The following is a 17,340-nucleotide window of genomic DNA, read 5'->3' as shown; positions in this document are numbered from 1 at the left end:
TCTTCGACAGGCTCATCCTTGCGTATTATGACCGGGCAGAAAAGCGTATTATCCGGATCGACTGACCACAAAAAGTGTTACCTGTGTGCCCGGTCTGATCTGTTACCCATGTGCCCGGTCGTACCTTCATGCGCACCAGGCAATTTACGACAACAAACTAAACGCGATCATCCCGACGATGGCGCCGGTGGTGCCGAGAATCGTCTCCATCAGCGTCCAGGTCTTCAGTGTCTCGCCCTCGGTGGCGCCGGTGAAACGGCCAAACAGCCAGAAACCGGCATCGTTGACGTGACTGATGATGATCGAGCCGCCGCCGATGCAGATCGACAGTGCCGCCAGCTGCGCGCCGCTGTAATGCAGCGGTTCAATCACCGGCATCACCAGTCCGACGGTGGTTAAACAGGCCACCGTGGCCGAGCCCTGAATCACCCGGATCGCGCCGGAGAGGATAAAACAGGCCAGCGCAATCGGCATGCCGGCACCGGTCAGCGCGTGGCCCAGCACCGGACCCACACCTGAATCCACCAGCACCTGCTTAAACACACCGCCCGCGCCAATCACCAGCAGAATAATGCCCGCCGGCTGCAGCGCGCTGCCGCATACCTGCATCACCTTCTCTTTATCCATGCCCTGACGGTAAGCCAGGCCATAAATCGCCACTAACAGCGCCAGCAGAATGGCGGTAAACGGATGGCCGATAAACTCCAGCCACGCATACAGGCGCGAATCCGGCGTGGTGAAGCGTGCGCCGATGGTTTTCAGCCCGACCAGCAGCAGCGGGAACAGAATCAGCGACAGGCTAAAGCCAAACGACGGCAGCTGGCCCTCGCTGATATCCGGCTGATGATCTTCCGGCGGCGCGCTGAAGGTGACATGACGCGCAATCAGGTTGCCAAACAGCGGGCCGGCAATCAGCATGCCGGGAATCGCCGCGCACAGCCCCAGCAGGATCATCCAGCCAAAGTCAGCGTGCATCTGCGCTGCCAGCAGCATCGGTGCCGGACCGGGCAGCAGAAAGGCAGCGGCAGCGGCCACGCCGGCAAACAGCGGGATCACCAGTTTGACCAGGTTATCGTGGGTGCGGCGCGCCACAGCGAAAGCAATGCTGATCAACAACACCACCGCCACTTCAAAGAACAGCGGCAGCGCACAGATCAGCCCGGCAATGCCCATCGCATAATGTGCGCGCCGTTCGCCAAAGGTTTTCAGCATGCGAATGGCGATCTGATCGACCGCACCGGTTTCATGCAGGATTTTGCCGAACATGGCGCCGAGCGCCACCACAATGGCGAGGAAGCCGAGCGTGCCGCCCATGCCTTTTTGCATGGTCTCGGCGATTTTATCCAGCGGCATACCGGAGAACAGACCGGCCCCCATCGACACTAACATCAGAGCGACAAAGGCGTGCATACGCGCTTTCATCACCAAAAACAGCAGCAGCAGGACAGAGCCTGCTGCGGTTAACACCAGCGTTGCGGTACTCATGACTAGCCCTTGTTGATTGCGCCCTCGATGGTCGCAACCGTGGCCGCAACTACCTCATCCAGTGAGTGATTGATATCGACAACCAGCACATCCGGCTCGTCGGTACCCGGTTCCTGCAGGGTTTCAAACTGTGTTACCAGCATCTGCGGTTTGAAGAAGTGGCCTTTGCGCGCCTTGAGACGTGACTCAATGGTGGCAAAATCGCCCTTCAGATAGATGAATTTCAGGTTGTGGTTGCCCTGACGCAGGATGTCGCGATAGGACTTCTTCAGCGCTGAACAGACGATAATCGAGATCGCCTGGGTGCGCTGCATCGCGAACGCCGCATCATTCAGCGCCTGCAGCCACGGCTGGCGATCGTCGTCGTTCAGCGGATGGCCTTCCGCCATTTTGGTGATGTTGCTGCGCGGATGCAGGAAATCACCATCCAGAAACGCGGTGCTGAGCTGATGAGACACCTGATTGGCGACGGCAGATTTTCCGCTGCCGGAAACACCCATCAGGATAAAGACGTGGTGCGATGGAGATGGCGTGGTCATGGTTTTGCGCTCCGGCAGTTTATGCTGCCAATGTTACCGATAACAATTTTGATTGCCATTGTCCGAGCGCGCTCAGACGCTGGCAACCCTTGTCAGGCGGAAAAGCACGAAAGTGTGAACTGACTCAAAAAATCGCCAAAATCAGATGCTGCCACCTTCGGCGATTTCAAAACCGACATCCAGCGGCGCCGTCACGCTGCGATCGCCGCCAATCCGCGCCAGCAGCATGGCAGCGGATTCGCGTCCCATGCGTTCGCGCGGCGTCAGCACCGTGGCCAGCCGCGGATTGACCACCTGGGTAATGTCGTGGCCATGAAAGCCAGCAATCGCCATCTGTTCAGGCACGCGCAATCCCTGGCGCTGACACTCAAACATCGCCCCCACCGCCAGGTCATCATTGGTACAGAACAGGCTGTCAGTGTGCGGATAGCGCTTCTGCGCCTCGCGCAGCAGCTGGGCACCGGCGCTGAAGGAGGAAGCATCTTCCATCATGACGCTGTGTGGCGTCAGCCCGGCTTCACGCATCGCCTGTTCGTAGCCCTGCTGCTTTTGCAGCGTACGCTCATCGAGGCGCGCGCCCAGATAGACGGTGTGACGATGGCCTTTCCTGAGGATAGCATGCGTCATCTGCCGCGCCGCCTCGACGTTGTCGAAGCCCACGGCCATATCAAGACACGGCGTGACGCAATCCATCATTTCGATCACCGGAATGCCCGCCACTTCCAGCATGCGCAGCGTGCCCGGCGTGTGGGAACGTTCGGTGAGGATCACGCCATCAATGTTCCAGCCCAGCAGCGAACGCAGCTGCAGCTCCTCTTTGTGCGGGTTATAGCCGAAGTGCGCCACCAGCGTCTGATAGCCCGCTTCATCGGTCACGGTTTCAATGCCGCGCAGCACGTCGGCAAACACCTGGTTGGTGAGCGAGGGCAGCAGCACGCCAATCGCGCGGCTGGTGGCGTTAGAGAGCATGTCGGGCGCACGGTTGGGGATATAGCCGAGTTCATCCAGCGCCACGGCGATTTTGTCGCGCAGCGCCGCAGAGACCTGATCGGGGTTCCGCAGGTAGCGGCTGACGGTCATTTTTGTGATGCCGACGCGATCGGCAACATCCTGTAATACCGGTCTTTTCTTCTTCATCGTGTGCGCCTGAGGTCAGAGATACGCTGAGTTTATCATTTTTTTGTCATGTTATGCCGTTGCGGCGCAACCTCTCACAGACACAACTGAAAAATACCAGCAGATAAAAACAAGACTGGTCTGCTGGAAAAGAAACATTAAAGCAATCATGCGGGATTATTTAAATCCGAAAGCGGATTAACCTCACATAAAAATAAAAAAACAGATTATTTAACTAACCTTACATTCGGAAGATAAATAAAATTAAATAAATATTATCAATAATATAAATAAATACACCTCGCATTATCCCTGGTTTAAACAGAAACACACTCTTGATCGTTTTTTCCCTCTTCTTACTATGGCAAACCGGGCAAAAAGCGGCTCGCACGCTGTATATAAGGAGAATGACCTCATGGAAAAAACCACTTCACCTGCGAAGCGTCCTGTCGAACGCTTCCTCAATACCGTTGAATGGCTGGGCAACCTGTTGCCGCACCCGATTACGCTGTTTGCACTGTTTTCCCTGTTTATCCTCGTCGCGTCGGCTATTGCTGCGGCATTTGGCGTGAGCGTGATCGATCCGCGCCCGATCGGTGCCGCCGGGCGCGCGCCGGACGGGGTGATTCACGTGGTCAGTTTGCTGAGCGCAGAAGGCTTACAGCGTATTGTCAGTCATCTGGTGACGAATTTCACAGGCTTTGCCCCGCTGGGAACCGTGCTGGTGGCGCTGCTGGGTGTCGGCATCGCCGAACAGTCTGGCCTGCTGTCCGCCGCGATGCGCGCGCTGGTGTTTAACGCGCCGAAGAAGCTGATCACCTTTACCGTGGTGTTTGCCGGTATCGTCTCGAATACCGCTTCGGAGCTGGGATATGTGGTGCTGATTCCGCTGGCTGCGATGATCTTCCACTCGCTCGGTCGCCATCCGCTGGCTGGACTGGCGGCCGCATTTGCCGGCGTCTCGGGCGGTTACAGCGCCAACCTGCTGCTTGGCACTATTGATCCACTGCTCTCCGGCATTACCCAGAGTGCAGCGCAGATCATCGATCCTGCTTACAGCGTTGGCCCGGAGGTGAACTGGTACTTCATGTTTATCAGCACCTTTGTGATTGCCGGGCTGGGCACCTGGATCACCAACAGCATCGTCGAACCCAAGCTGGGCAGCTATCAGGATAGCGAAGGTGATGCGGTGCGCGGCGACATGGGCGAGCTGTCGCCTGGCGAGCGTCGGGCACTCAAAGGTGCGGGCTGGACGGTACTGGTGGTGTCACTGCTGCTGGCGCTGACGGTCATTCCCGGCCACGGCGTATTGCTGAATCCCAAAACCGGCACGCTGGCCGGTTCACCGTTCCTGAAAGGCATCGTGGTATTTATCTTCGTGTTCTTTGCCATCCCCGGTTTTGTTTATGGCCGCCTGATGGGCACCATGCGCAGCGATCGCGATGTCATTCACGCCATGTCCACCAGCATGAGCAGCATGGGAATGTACATTGTGCTGGTGTTTTTTGCCGCGCAGTTTGTCGCCTTTTTCAACTGGAGCAACTTCGGCACGGTGGTGGCAGTGAAAGGCGCCAGCCTGCTGGCTTCACTGGATATGAGCGCCCCGCTGCTGTTTGTCTGCTTCATCCTGATCTGCGGCTTCATCAATCTGATGATTGGCTCCGCGTCGGCCCAGTGGGCAGTGACCGCACCGATTTTCGTGCCGATGCTGATGCTGGTCGGGTTTGCGCCTGAAGTCATCCAGGCGGCGTACCGCATCGGTGACTCAGTGACAAACGTGATTACGCCGATGATGAGCTACTTCGGGCTGATCATGGCAGTGGCGGCGCGCTACCGTCGTGATATGGGCATCGGTACGCTGGTGGCGATGATGCTGCCTTATTCGGTGGTGTTTATGATTGGCTGGACGCTGCTGTTTGTGCTGTGGGTGTTCGTGTTTAACCTGCCGGTCGGTCCCGGCGCGGCCACCTGGTACACGCTGTAATCTCCCCGTGCAGTGGATTGCCACGGACGGCGATCGGTTAACGCGCAGGCAAAAAAAAAGCCAGCACCCGAGCTGGCTAAGAAACACTGGAAGCAATGTGAGCAATGTCGTGCTTACCCGGTTTGTCAGGAGACGCTGCCGGACTCGCGTTGACAATAATAATCATTATCATTCGCGTCTGTAAAGCCCTTTCACGATTTTTTTGCCGTTGACGCCGCGGGCGAATTCCCTGATGTTAAAGGGGATTTCATCCACTGAGTGCAAGGAGCTGCTTTATGAGTCAGGTTACTGTTCGTCACGCAACGCCCGAAGATGCCGCCGTTCTGACGCGTATCTATAGCCAGCCGGAAACCCAGGCGGGCACGCTGCATCTGCCGTATCAGTCACCGTCACTCTGGCAGGAGCGGCTTGCGAATCCCCGTCCCCATGTCACCATGCTGGTGGCCTGTATTGACGGGCAGGTTGTCGGTCAGCTGACGCTGGAAGTCATGGCGGTGGCACGCCGCCGTCACTGCGCCACTATCGGCATGGGCGTTGATCCAGCATTCCACCGGCGCGGCGTGGGTAAGGCGCTGATGGCGGCAATGGTGGATCTGTGCGACAACTGGCTGCAGGTCACGCGGATTGAACTGACGGTGTTTGCGGATAACCACCAGGCCATGGGTTTGTATCAGCAGTTTGGTTTTGAGATTGAAGGTACCGCCAGAGGTTTCGCGGTCCGCGATGGCCAGATGATCGATACGCACTACATGGCGCGTCTGAAAGGGAATGCGCGATGAATCGCGCCGCTACCGGTCGGTGCACGGTGAGGTAGCGGCGCAATTTATTGCGCGACGTTAATACCCGGCGCTCAAATCATCCACCGAGCGCGGGTCGGACGCGCCGTAGCGCATGCCGTCCGGGCCAATCATGATGCTTTGCGTGCTGCCCATGGCCGGCAGCACTTTCACATGCTGACCTTTTGCTTCCAGCAGACGCAGCGTATCCGGGCTGAAGCCCTTCTCGACGCGCAACTGATCCGGCAGCCACTGATGGTGGAAGCGCGGCGCATTGGTGGCTTCCGCCACGTTCATGCCGAAATCGATACTGTTGACCACCATTTGCAGCACAGTGGTGATAATCCGGCTGCCGCCCGGGCTGCCGGTCACCAGCCAGGTTTTACCATCTTTCGCCACAATGGTCGGCGACATCGATGACAGCGGACGCTTGGCGGGCTGAATCGCGTTCGCCTCACCGCCCACCAGACCATACACGTTTGGCGTGCCCGGCTTGGCGGAGAAGTCATCCATTTCATTGTTCATCAGAATGCCGCTGTTACCGGCCACCACGCCGCTGCCAAAGTAGGTGTTCAGCGTGTAGGTTACCGCTACTGCGTTGCCGTCTTTATCCACCACCGAGAAGTGGGTGGTTTGATTGCTCTCGTACGGCGCCAGCTTGCCGGGCTTGATGTCGGCTGAGGGGCGCGCCTTGTTGACGTCAATCTGCTGGGCCAGCGTTTTGGCGTAGGCTTTGCTGGTCAGCGCCTGCTGTGGCACCTTAACGAAGTCGGGATCGCCGAGATATTCGGAGCGGTCGGCGTAGGCATATTTTTCCGCTTCGGCCATAACCTGCATCGCGTCCGCGCTGCCAAAGCCCCATTTCGCCAGGTCGAAGTTTTCCAGAATATTGAGGATCTGCACAATATGAATGCCGCCGGACGACGGTGGCGGCATGGAGAACACCTCGTAGCCACGGTAGCTGCCGCTTACCGGCTTGCGTTCCACTGCGCGGTAGGCCGCCAGATCCGCCTTGCCAATCAGCCCGCCGTGCTGCGCCATTTCAGCGGCGATCTCATCGGCAATTTTGCCTTTGTAGAAGGCATCTGGCCCCTGCCGGGCAATCAGTTGCAGGCTGTGCGCGAGGTTTTTCTGCACCAGGCGATCGCCCTTCTGGTACGGCTGACCGTCGGCTTTATAGAAAATGGCGCGACTGTTGTCGTGGTTGATCAGGTTCTCTTTACCGTAAGTGGCGAGATCGTCAGCCAGCGCATCGTTAACGATGATGCCGTCGCGCGCCAGTTTGATTGCTGGCGCCAGCAGCGTGCTGAGCGGCAGCGTGCCGTACTTCTGCGACGCCAGCGCAAAACCGGCCACGGTGCCCGGCGTGCCGGAAGCCAGATGAGAAGTGAGTGATAACTTACTGTCCGCGTTGCCCTGCTTATCCAGGAACATATCGCGTGAGGCGCGCGCCGGTGCCATCTCGCGGAAATCAATGGCGGTGGTGCGGCCGGCAGCGGTGCGCAACAGCATAAAGCCGCCACCACCCAGGTTGCCCGCCTGCGGGTGAGTGACCGCCAGCGCAAAGCCCACCGCAATCGCTGCATCTACCGCGTTCCCCCCATGTTTGAGGATATCGACGCCCACCCGGGTGGCCATCGCGTCCACTGACGCAACCATCCCGTGCTGTGCTTTCACCGGGTGAAAGGTGTCGCTGTCGACGCCATACGACACCGGCGGGGCGCTGGCCGGCGCCGCCTGCGCCCCCTGCACCACGGTAAAACTCATTAACAGCGCCCAGCCGAACTGGCGCACACCGCTCTTTATCCTCATCCTGCCACCATCCTTTCAGTTGTTTACATTTGTTATTGATTGCTGCAAGTGTTTGCAAAGACTGTAAAAAAGATAGCAGTTAAGCCAAATTAGGTGCACTCCTGGTTTTGGGGTTTGTGATATCGCATAAACTTATGGTTGCGGCGGTTGCTGCCGGGTGGCGAGCAACCTCACACAGCAGGCCGCACTAATGGAGGAACACCATGAAAAAATGGCTGATTGTTATCGCGGCACTGATGCCGCTGAGCGGCATGGCAAACATGCTGAACAACACTAACCAACCGAATCAACCCGGCTATAACCCGAGCCAGCAGCGCATGCAGACGCGCATGCAGGTCCAGCAGCAGCAACAGCAGCAGCAGTTGCGTCAGGATCAGCAGCAGCAAAATCAGGAGATGCAGCGTAAGCTGCAGGAGCGGCGTGATAGCGCCCGACAGCGCGTGATTCAGTCGCAGCCGGGCCAGCAGAACAGCAATACACAAACGCAGTACGGCAATTAACGGAAGTCCGGGCCGATAGCATCAATGCGATCGGTACAGATGGCATCCACGCCCCAGCTCAGCAGCTCGCGCGCCCGCGCGGGCTGATTCACGGTATACACCAGAATACGCAGACCGGCGGCTTTAAGCGCGGCGGTGCGTCCGGCGTCCAGCAAGCGATGATTTAAATGGATTGAGACGCAGTCGAGCGCGGCGGTCAGCGCCTGCCAGTCGTCGTGCCACTCATCCAGCAGCAGGCCACGCGGCAGTTCCGGCGCAGCCTGCATTGCCGCTTCCAGCGCCGCATACGAGAACGAGGAGAGCAGCGGTGCCGTTTGCCCCTGCCACAGCGAACGCGCGGCCAGCGCCACATCGCGCCCGGTTTCCACCTCTTTACCGCTGCTGGGTTTGATCTCAATGTTGGCCATCATCTGATGCTGGCGGCAGCGCGCGGCGACTTCGCTCAGCAGTGCCAGCGGTTCACCGTCAAATTCACGGCTAAACCAGCTGCCGGCATCCAGCTGCGCCAGCTGCTGCCACGGCAGATCGCCCGCTACGCCCCAGCCGTTGCTGGTGCGATCCAGCGTGTCATCATGCAGCAGGAAAATCTGCTTATCCTGTGACAGTTTGGCGTCGAATTCGATCATGGTATGACCGTAGTGCGCGCCGACATCAATCGCCGCCAGGGTGTTTTCCGGGGCCAGCTTGCCGCCGCCGCGATGCGCAACAATGTGCGGATAGGGCCAGTTTTTTACACTCATTCCAGACGCTTTCCATGGGTAGAATCGAAGAAGTGTAACGCATCTGGCGGCAGTTGTAGCCACAGGCTGCTGCCAGCCTGCGGCCGCTCGCTGTGCGGCAAACGCACCACCAGCCGCGTGTTGCCAATATGCCCGTGCGCAAGATTGTCCGCGCCGAGGATCTCCAGCGTATCCACCACCAGCGGCACACCGCCGGCTTCACGGCTGCTGAGCTGAATATGTTCCGGACGAATGCCGAGCGTCAGCGGACGGTTGGCCCATCGCGCTTTACCTGTACCGAGCGGCAGGCTGTTGAGCGCGTCGAGCGTAAAGCGCGTGCCGTCACTGTTGATCTGCCCGGGCAGCAGGTTCATTGCCGGTGCGCCGATAAACGATGCCACAAACTGGCTGGCCGGACGCTCATACACCTCCACCGGCGTGCCCACCTGCTCCACCACGCCTTTGTTCATCACCATCACGCGCTCGGCCAGCGTCATCGCTTCAACCTGATCGTGGGTGACGTACAGGCTGGTGGTTTTCAGCCGGCGATGCAGCTGCTGCAGCTCCAGACGCATCTGCACGCGCAGGCGCGCATCCAGGTTCGACAGCGGCTCATCAAACAGAAACACCGCCGGTTCACGCACGATGGCGCGGCCCATGGCCACACGCTGCCGCTGGCCGCCGGAAAGCTCGCGCGGACGGCGCTGCAGCAGGTGATCAAGCTCCAGACTGCGCGCTGCATCCATTACCCGCTGGCTGATCTGCTCTTTGCCCATGCCGCGGATCTTCAGGCCGTAAGCCATGTTTTCTCCCACCGTCATGTGTGGGTAGAGCGCGTAATTCTGGAACACCATGGCGATGCCGCGATCTTTCGGCTCCATGTCGGTGACGCGCCGATCATCAATGTAGATATCGCCGGACGTGACGCGCTCCAGCCCGGCCACCATGCGCAGCAGCGTCGATTTTCCACAGCCGGATGGGCCGACCATCACCATAAATTCACCGTCATTGATGGTGATGTTCAGCGGCTGAATGATTTGGTTTTTGCCGTCGTACGATTTCGTTACGGTCTGAAGGGTTACCGCTGCCATCTATTTCTCACTCTCCACCAGGCCGCGCACAAAGGCGCGCTGCATCACAAGCACCACCACCACCGGTGGGATCAGGGTTAATAACATCGCCGCCATCACTTCGTTCCACTGCGTCGGACCGCCGCTGGTGTTGATCATACTTTTCACCCCCGCCACGGCAGTGCTCAGGCCGGCATCGTTGATGATCAGCAGCGGCCACAGATACTGGTTCCAGCCGTAAATAAAGGTGATGACAAACAGCGCGGCGAGATTGGTTTTTGACAGCGGCAGCACGATATCCCAGAAAAAACGCATCGGACTGGCGCCGTCAATGCGCGCCGCTTCGATCAGCTCATCCGGCAGCGACATAAAGAACTGGCGGAACAGAAAGGTGGCGGTCGCAGAGGCCATCAGCGGCAGCGTTAAGCCGCTGTAGCTGTCCAGCATGTGCAGCGTGGAGATCACCTCCACCGTCGGGAAAATACGCACTTCTACCGGCAGCATCAGGGTGATGAAGATCAGCCAGAAAAACAGCGTGCGCAGCGGAAAGCGAAACCACACCAGCGCAAACGCCGACAGCATCGACACCGTGATTTTGCCCACGGTGATGCCCAGCGCCATGATCAGGCTGTTCAGCATCATCAGGCCAAACGCCGCGCTGCCGTTGACGCCATCGCGCCAGATGTGAGTGATGTTGTCGATCAGGTGCGGGCCCGGCACCAGCGTCATCGGCACCTGATACACCGCGTCGTTATCCAGCGTCGCGGCGACAAACGCCACGTACAGCGGGAACAGAATAGTCAGTACGCCGAGGATCAGCAGCGTGTGGGCGAAGATATCCAGCCCGCGTCGATTCTCAATCATTGGTATTGCACCTTACGCTCGACAAAGCGGAGTTGCAGAATGGTCAGGCCGATAACCAGCAGCATCAGCACCACCGACTGCGCAGCGGACGATGAGAGATCGAGCCCGGTGAAGCCTTCGCGGTAGATTTTGTAGATCAGCGTGGTGGTGGCCTGAACCGGCCCACCGCCGGTAGCGGCATCAATCACCGGGAAGGTGTCGAAAAAGGCGTAAACCAGATTCACCACCAGCAGGAAAAAGCTGACCGGCGTAATCAGCGGCAGCGACAGGTTAAAGAAACGGCGCACCGGTCCGGCACCGTCAATCGCCGCGGCTTCCACCAGCGATTTGGGAATCGACTGCAGCGCGGCGAAGAAAAACAGGAAGTTGTAGCTCATTTGCTGCCAGATCGACGCAAGTACAATCAGGAACATCGCCTGACCGCTGTTTTGCGCGTAGTTCCAGTTGTAACCCATCTGGTTCAGCAGATGGCTGAACAGCCCCAGCCCCGGATTGAACAGGAACATCCACAGCACTGCCGCGACCACCGGTGCCACCGCATACGGCAGCAACAGCAGCGTCTGGTAGAGCTTTTTCAGCCGGATAACGTAATCCACCAGCGCCGCCAGCAGCAGCGAGAACGTCATGCCGCATACCGTCACCAGCGCGCTAAACACGAGGGTGGTCCAGAATGAATCAAGGTAGTAGTCGTCACTGAACAGGCGGCGGAAGTTATCCAGGCCAACAAACGTGCTGGAGATGCCAAACGGATCGATGCTTTGCAGCGAATACCACAGCGCCTCTCCGGCGGGCCAGAGAAAAAAGATCGCGGTGATCGCCAGCTGCGGCGCCACCAGCAGATACGGCAACAAACGGGCGCGGAAAACCGGACGTGATGATGAGGACATAGCAGGCTCGTCAGAAAGAGACTGCGGGACGGACATGCACGTCCATCCCGCCATTACGGAGTTACTTCACTTGCTGTTCAAAGCGACGCAGCAGTTCGTTGCCGCGTTTCACCGCGTTGTCCAGCGCCGCCTGTGGCGACTGTTTGCCGGTCCACACGCCTTCCAGCTCTTCGTCAACGATGGTACGAATCTGCGGCATGTTGCCCAGACGCATCCCTTTGGTGAACGGCAGCGGATCTTTATTCAGCATCTGGCGCGTGGCGATGTCCGCGCCCGGGTTTTTGTCATAGAAACCCTGCTGTTTGGTCAGTTCATAGGCTGCAGTGGTGATCGGCAGATAACCGGTTTTCTGGTGCCATTCCGCCGCGATATCCGGCTGGGCGAGGAACTTCATGAACTCCGCCGCGCCTTTGTAGGTGGCGGCATCTTTGCCTTTCATCACCCACAGGCTGGCACCACCGATAATGGCGTTCTGCGGTGCGTTCGGCACGGTGTCATCGTACGGCATCATGCCCACGCCGAAGTTAAATTTGGCGTAATGCTTAATGTCGGCCAGCGAACCGGACGAAGCAGTGGTGATACCGCAGTCGCCGTTATAGAACTTGGACGTCGACTCATCTTTACGGCCAAAGTAGGTGAAATCACCTTTCTTGTTCATCTCTTCCAGCAGCTGAATGTGGCGCACCTGCACCGGCTTGTTGAACTCCAGCACCGCGTCGGTACCGTCAAAGCCGTTGTTTTTGGTCGCCACCGGCAGCCCATGCCAGGCGCTGAAGTTTTCGATCTGAATCCAGCCCTGCCAGCCGCTGGCGTAACCGCAGCTCATGCCGGCTTTACGCAGCGCAGCCGCGTCCTGCGCCAGCGCCTGCCAGGTTTTCGGTGGCTGATCCGGGTTGAGACCGGCTTTTTTGAACGCGTCTTTGTTGTAGTACAGCACCGGCGTGGAGCTGTTGAACGGCTGTGAGATCAGCTGGCCGTTGCTGTCGCTGTAGTAACCGGCCACGGCGGGGACAAACTGTTTCGGGTCCATCGGCACGCCGGCATCTTTAAACACTTGATGCACCGGCACGATGGCTTTCGAGGCCATCATGGTGGCGGTGCCCACTTCGTAAACCTGCAGAATGGCCGGTGCTTTACCGCTGCGCACCGCAGCGATACCCGCGGCCAGGCTCTGCTCGTAGTTGCCTTTGTAGGTCGGCACGATTTTGTAATCCGGGTGAGCCTGATTAAAACGCTGTGCCAGAGAATCGACTTCTTTGCCTAACTCGCCTTCCATGGAGTGCCAGAAAGGGATTTCGGTAGCAGCCAGCGCATTACCGCTGATCGCCAGACCGAGCAGCAGACTCATCAGGCGGGGACGAAGCGTAAAAGCGGACATAAGGGTTTCCTGTGCTTGTGGCGCGCGCGATATCACGCATTTTTTGTTCGCGAAGTAACATGACACGAGGAAATGACGGAAAAATAACAGGATTATGACGGGAGTGTGACGGGGTAGTGCGTGCTGATGCCCTCACCCCGGCCCTCTCCCACAGGGAGAGGGAGATGAAAGACGGTGCGCGCTGATGCCCTCACCCCGGCCCTCTCCCACGGGGAGAGGGGGATGAAAGATGGTGCGCGCTGATGTCTTCAACCATGGGGAGAGGGAGATGAAAGGCGGTGCGTGCTGATGCTTTTTTACAGGGAGAGAGGTCCGGGAGAATGACAGGATAGCAACCCGGCCTGAAAAACGCTGCCGTACGGTTCCCTCTCCCGCGTGCGGGAGAGGGTTAGGGTGAGGGCAAATCACCGCACCAGCGTCATGATCACAGCCAGGTCAGGCGCCCAAATACGCGCTTCGCACCGCTTCATTCGATAACAACGCTTCGCCGCTGTCCTCCAGCACTACGTGACCGTTCTCCAGCACGTAGCCACGATCGGCCAGCTTCAGCGCCTGGTTGGCGTTCTGCTCGACGAGGAAGATGGTCATGCCCTCTTTACGCAGCTGTTCGATGGTGTCGAAAATCTGCTGGATAATGATCGGCGCCAGACCCAGCGACGGCTCGTCCAGCAGCAGCAGGCGCGGCTGGCTCATGAGCGCGCGGCCAATCGCCAGCATCTGCTGCTCACCACCGGACATGGTGCCGGCGCGCTGCATTTTGCGCTCCGCCAGCCGCGGGAACAGCTGATAAACGCGCTCAATGCGCTCCTGATACTGCTGGCGCGTGGCGAAGAAACCGCCCATCGCCAGGTTCTCTTCCACCGTCATGCGCGAAAACACGCGCCGGCCTTCCGGCACGATAGCGATCGCTTCACGCATGATTTTTGCCGTCTGCCAGTCGGTAATGGTTTTGCCATCAAAGGTGATGGTGCCGCTGGTGGCGCGCGGTTCGCCACACAGCGTACCGAGCAGCGTGGTTTTGCCTGCGCCGTTAGCGCCAATCAGCGTGACGATCTCGCCCTGGCTGATGTGCAGATTGATGTTGTGCAGTGCCTGAATCGGGCCATAGTGCGCGCTGACGCCCTGCAAAGTTAAAATCGGGTTCGCCATGTTACGCCTCACCTAAATAAGCACGGATCACATCCGGGTTGTTACGCACCTCTTCCGGCGTACCGTTGGCCAGCGGCGTTCCCTGATTCACCACATAAATGCGGTCAGAAATGCCCATCACCAGCTTCATATCGTGTTCAATCAGCAGCACCGTCACTTTGTGCTCGCCGCGCAGTTCGGCGATCAGCTCATCCAGCTCGTGCGTTTCGCGCGGGTTGAGGCCGGCAGCCGGTTCGTCGAGCATCAGGATTTCCGGACGCGTCACCATGCAGCGGGCGATCTCCAGCCGGCGCTGCTGGCCGTAAGCCAGGTTGCCGGCCTGGCGGTTAGCCAGATCCAGCAGACCAATGCGCTCCAGCCAGCTGGCCGCGCGGTCCAGCGCTTCGCTCTCGCCACGCCGGAACGCCGGGGTTTTAAACAGCCCGGAGAACACGCCGCTTTTCAGGTGCTGATGCTGTGCCACCAGCAGGTTTTCAATCACCGTCATCTCACGGAACAGGCGCACGTGCTGGAAGGTTCGCACCACGCCCATGCGCGCAATTTTCTGCCCCGGCAACCCCTGCAACTGCTGATCGCGCAGTTTGATGGTGCCGCCGGTTGGCTTATAGAAACCGGTCAGGCAGTTGAATACCGTGGTTTTCCCCGCCCCGTTCGGGCCAATCAGCGAGACGATCTCCTGCGGATGCAGTTCCAGCGCCACGTTGTTGACGGCCAGCAGGCCGCCGAAGCGCATCATCAGGCCTTCAACGGCTAATAAAGGCTGACTCATGCCTGCTCTCCTTGTTTTGCCTGTTTCAGCTTCAGGTGCGGACGCTTCATCGGCAGCAGCCCCTGCGGACGCCAGATCATCATCAGCACCATCAACCCACCGAGCACCAGCATGCTGTACTCGTTCAAATCACGCATCAGCTCGCGCGAGACCACCAGCAGCACCGCGGCCAGGATCACCGCCAGCTGCGAACCCATGCCGCCCAGCACCACAATCGCCAGCACAAACGCGGACTCGACAAAAGTGAAGGATTCCGGGCTGACAAAGCCCTGACGCGCGGCAAACAGCGTACCGGCAAAACCGGCGAACACCGCGCTGATGGTAAAGGCCGTCAGCTTGATGCGCGTCGGGCTGAGACCGAGCGAGCGGCAGGCGATCTCATCTTCACGCAGCGCTTCCCACGCGCGCCCCAGCGGCATGCGCAGCAGACGGTTGATGACGAACAGCGTCAGCACCACCAGCAGCAGCGACACCAGATAGAGGAAAATCACGCGGTGATTGGGATCGTACGCCAGGCCCGTCAGATCGTGGAAGGTGGTCCAGCCACCTTCGCTGACGCGCCGGCCAAATTCAATGCCAAACAGGCTCGGCTTGGGGATCTGCGCAATACCGTTGGGACCGCCGGTAATCGATGTGCTGTTCAGCAGCAGAATACGCACGATCTCACCGAAACCCAGCGTCACAATCGCCAGATAGTCACCGCGCAGCCGCAGCACCGGGAAGCCAAGCAGCAGGCCAAAGGCACCGGCGACGATACCGGCCAGCGGCAGACTTTCCCAGAAGCCAAAGCCGTAATAGTGATTCAGCAGCGCAAAGGTGTAAGCACCGATGGCGTAAAAGCCGCCGTAGCCCAGCACCAGCAGGCCGGACAAGCCCACCACCACATTCAGGCCGAGGCCGAGCATCACGTAGATCAGCGTCAGGGTGGCGATATCCACGCTGCCGCGCGACACGAAGAAAGGCCAGGCGACGGCGGCAACAATCACCAGCAGCATCAGCAGTTTTTGTTTTGGTGTCGAACCGTCAAAACCCGGCAGCACCAGCCCCTTGCCACTGCGTTTGAACTTGCCCTGCAGCAACGGTCGCAGCAGCTGGAACACAAACACCACCGCGCAGCCGAGGAAAATCCAGTTCCAGCGCACGGCACCTGCATTCGCCACCACCAGTTTGGTGCCATCGAGATCGAGGCGCATGCCCATAAAGAAGCTGGCGAGCACCAGCAGCATCACCGTGGAGACCACGGCGTTAACCAGACCGAGGCGTTTCATACTTTCTCCACCTCCGGACGGCCCAGGATACCGGTTGGCATCACCAGCAGCACCACGATCAGCAGTGCGAACGACACCACGTCTTTATATTCGGTCGACAGATAGGCTGACGTCAGCGCTTCCGCAATGCCCAGCACCAGGCCGCCAATCATTGCGCCCGGAATGCTGCCGATGCCGCCCAGTACCGCCGCGGTAAAGGCTTTCATGCCAGCCATAAAGCCGATGAACGGGTTGATGGAGCCGTAAAACTGCCCCAGCAGCACGCCAGCCACGGCCGCCATCGCCGCGCCGATCACAAAGGTCAGCGAGATCACGCGGTCGGTGTTAATACCCAGCAGGCTGGCCATTTTCAGGTCTTCGGCGCAGGCACGGCAGGCGCGGCCCATGCGCGAATAGCGAATGAACAGCGTCAGCGCCAGCATCGCAAGGAAGGTGACCACCCAGATAACCAGTTGCATGGTGGTGAGCGTGGCGGCAAAGCCGTTGCTCTCACCCAGCGTCCACTGGCCGGTGATCAGGCTGGGCAGCGCCATATCGCGCGAGCCCTGCGTCAGGCTGACGTAGTTCTGCAGAAAGATCGACATACCAATCGCCGAGATCAGCGCGATCAGGCGTTTGGAAGAACGCACCGGCTTATACGCCACGCGCTCGATGCTCCAGCCGTAGGCGCTGGAGATAATCACCGCCATCACGAACCCGGCGGCAATCATCAGCCACGAGGTGTCGATGCCCATCATCATCAGGGCGGCGATCACGATAAAGGAGACATAGCTACCGATCATGTACACCTCGCCGTGGGCGAAGTTGATCATGCCGATGATGCCGTAAACCATGGTGTAACCGATGGCGATCAGCGCGTAGGTGCTCCCGAGGGTGACCCCGTTGAACATCTGCTGAATGAAATAGAGAAACTGCTCGGACATAGTGAGGACCTGCATGTAAACGGGAAATCCCCGGTGCGGTCGGCACCGGGTTAGGGAGAGAGCACCGCGTCACAGCGCCTCATTCAGCGCGTGCGCGCGGT

General features: G+C 59.0%; 16 protein-coding genes. 3 read left to right on the top strand and 13 right to left on the bottom strand.

Features of this window, described 5'->3' with window-relative positions; genetic code table 11:
• Positions 1–144 precede the first annotated feature (144 nt).
• The 3 genes from gntU to gntR form a co-directional block, all read right to left on the bottom strand.
• Positions 145–1,485 (bottom strand): gluconate transporter, encoded by a 1,341-nt coding sequence (gene gntU / locus MXF20_RS22075; protein ID WP_325971502.1) that lies wholly within the window; start codon positions 1,483–1,485, stop codon positions 145–147.
• A gap of 2 nt (positions 1,486–1,487) precedes the next feature.
• Complete coding sequence (gntK, locus tag MXF20_RS22070; protein WP_325971501.1) at positions 1,488–2,024, bottom strand: gluconokinase; 537 nt, start codon at positions 2,022–2,024, stop codon at positions 1,488–1,490.
• A 141-nt stretch (positions 2,025–2,165) separates the two neighbouring features.
• Entirely contained in the window at positions 2,166–3,161 is a 996-nt protein-coding gene (gntR, locus tag MXF20_RS22065) for a gluconate operon transcriptional repressor GntR (RefSeq protein ID WP_021507996.1), read from the bottom strand.
• A 394-nt stretch (positions 3,162–3,555) separates the two neighbouring features.
• On the opposite strand from gntR, the gene MXF20_RS22060 reads away from it, so the two are divergent.
• Positions 3,556–5,124 carry an AbgT family transporter gene (locus MXF20_RS22060; protein WP_325971500.1) on the top strand — a complete coding sequence of 523 codons (1,569 nt, stop codon included), beginning with the start codon at positions 3,556–3,558 and terminating at the stop codon, positions 5,122–5,124.
• Between the two features lie 275 nt (positions 5,125–5,399).
• Positions 5,400–5,903, top strand: coding sequence for a GNAT family N-acetyltransferase (locus tag MXF20_RS22055; RefSeq protein ID WP_058770006.1), 504 nt, complete (start codon positions 5,400–5,402; stop codon positions 5,901–5,903).
• Positions 5,904–5,960: 57 nt separating this feature from the next.
• Here MXF20_RS22055 and ggt read toward each other — a convergent pair whose 3' ends face one another.
• Positions 5,961–7,712, bottom strand: a complete 1,752-nt coding sequence (gene ggt, locus MXF20_RS22050; RefSeq protein ID WP_325971499.1) for a gamma-glutamyltransferase — start codon at positions 7,710–7,712, stop codon at positions 5,961–5,963.
• Between the two features lie 203 nt (positions 7,713–7,915).
• Between ggt and MXF20_RS22045 the strand changes: the two genes are divergently transcribed.
• On the top strand, positions 7,916–8,212 hold the full coding sequence (locus tag MXF20_RS22045) for a DUF2756 domain-containing protein (RefSeq protein ID WP_058757576.1): 297 nt from the start codon (positions 7,916–7,918) through the stop codon (positions 8,210–8,212).
• On the opposite strand, the gene ugpQ is transcribed toward MXF20_RS22045, so the two are convergent.
• The 9 genes from ugpQ to livH all read right to left on the bottom strand — a co-directional run bounded on the left by ugpQ (position 8,209) and on the right by livH (position 17,239).
• Positions 8,209–8,952, bottom strand: a complete 744-nt coding sequence (ugpQ, locus tag MXF20_RS22040; RefSeq protein WP_325971498.1) for a glycerophosphodiester phosphodiesterase — start codon at positions 8,950–8,952, stop codon at positions 8,209–8,211. The genes MXF20_RS22045 and ugpQ overlap by 4 nt on opposite strands.
• Positions 8,949–10,022 carry a sn-glycerol-3-phosphate import ATP-binding protein UgpC gene (locus MXF20_RS22035; protein WP_325971497.1) on the bottom strand — a complete coding sequence of 358 codons (1,074 nt, stop codon included), beginning with the start codon at positions 10,020–10,022 and terminating at the stop codon, positions 8,949–8,951. Before MXF20_RS22035 ends, ugpQ begins: the two co-directional genes overlap by 4 nt.
• The gene (gene ugpE, locus MXF20_RS22030; RefSeq protein ID WP_325971496.1) at positions 10,023–10,865 is read right to left on the bottom strand and encodes a sn-glycerol-3-phosphate ABC transporter permease UgpE; all 843 of its coding nucleotides are present in this window, start codon (positions 10,863–10,865) and stop codon (positions 10,023–10,025) included.
• Positions 10,862–11,752 carry a sn-glycerol-3-phosphate ABC transporter permease UgpA gene (gene ugpA, locus MXF20_RS22025; protein ID WP_325971495.1) on the bottom strand — a complete coding sequence of 297 codons (891 nt, stop codon included), beginning with the start codon at positions 11,750–11,752 and terminating at the stop codon, positions 10,862–10,864. The genes ugpE and ugpA overlap by 4 nt, the downstream gene beginning before the upstream one ends.
• A gap of 61 nt (positions 11,753–11,813) precedes the next feature.
• Positions 11,814–13,130: a sn-glycerol-3-phosphate ABC transporter substrate-binding protein UgpB gene (gene ugpB, locus MXF20_RS22020; RefSeq protein WP_325971494.1), complete on the bottom strand. Its 1,317-nt coding sequence runs from the start codon at positions 13,128–13,130 to the stop codon at positions 11,814–11,816.
• 435 nt (positions 13,131–13,565) lie between these two features.
• Positions 13,566–14,279, bottom strand: coding sequence for a high-affinity branched-chain amino acid ABC transporter ATP-binding protein LivF (gene livF, locus MXF20_RS22015; RefSeq protein ID WP_325971493.1), 714 nt, complete (start codon positions 14,277–14,279; stop codon positions 13,566–13,568).
• Between the two features lies 1 nt (position 14,280).
• Entirely contained in the window at positions 14,281–15,048 is a 768-nt protein-coding gene (livG, locus tag MXF20_RS22010; RefSeq protein WP_325971492.1) for a high-affinity branched-chain amino acid ABC transporter ATP-binding protein LivG, read from the bottom strand.
• Positions 15,045–16,316, bottom strand: coding sequence for a high-affinity branched-chain amino acid ABC transporter permease LivM (locus MXF20_RS22005; RefSeq protein WP_325971491.1), 1,272 nt, complete (start codon positions 16,314–16,316; stop codon positions 15,045–15,047). The genes livG and MXF20_RS22005 overlap by 4 nt, the downstream gene beginning before the upstream one ends.
• The gene (gene livH / locus MXF20_RS22000) at positions 16,313–17,239 is read right to left on the bottom strand and encodes a high-affinity branched-chain amino acid ABC transporter permease LivH (protein WP_325971490.1); all 927 of its coding nucleotides are present in this window, start codon (positions 17,237–17,239) and stop codon (positions 16,313–16,315) included. The genes MXF20_RS22005 and livH overlap by 4 nt, the downstream gene beginning before the upstream one ends.
• Positions 17,240–17,340: the final 101 nt, after the last annotated feature.

The sequence above is a fragment of the Pantoea dispersa genome, from assembly GCF_035783935.1.
GTDB lineage: Bacteria > Pseudomonadota > Gammaproteobacteria > Enterobacterales > Enterobacteriaceae > Pantoea > Pantoea dispersa_C.
Note: the sequence above shows the minus strand (reverse complement) of the source record. Positions and strands in the feature narration are given on the sequence as shown.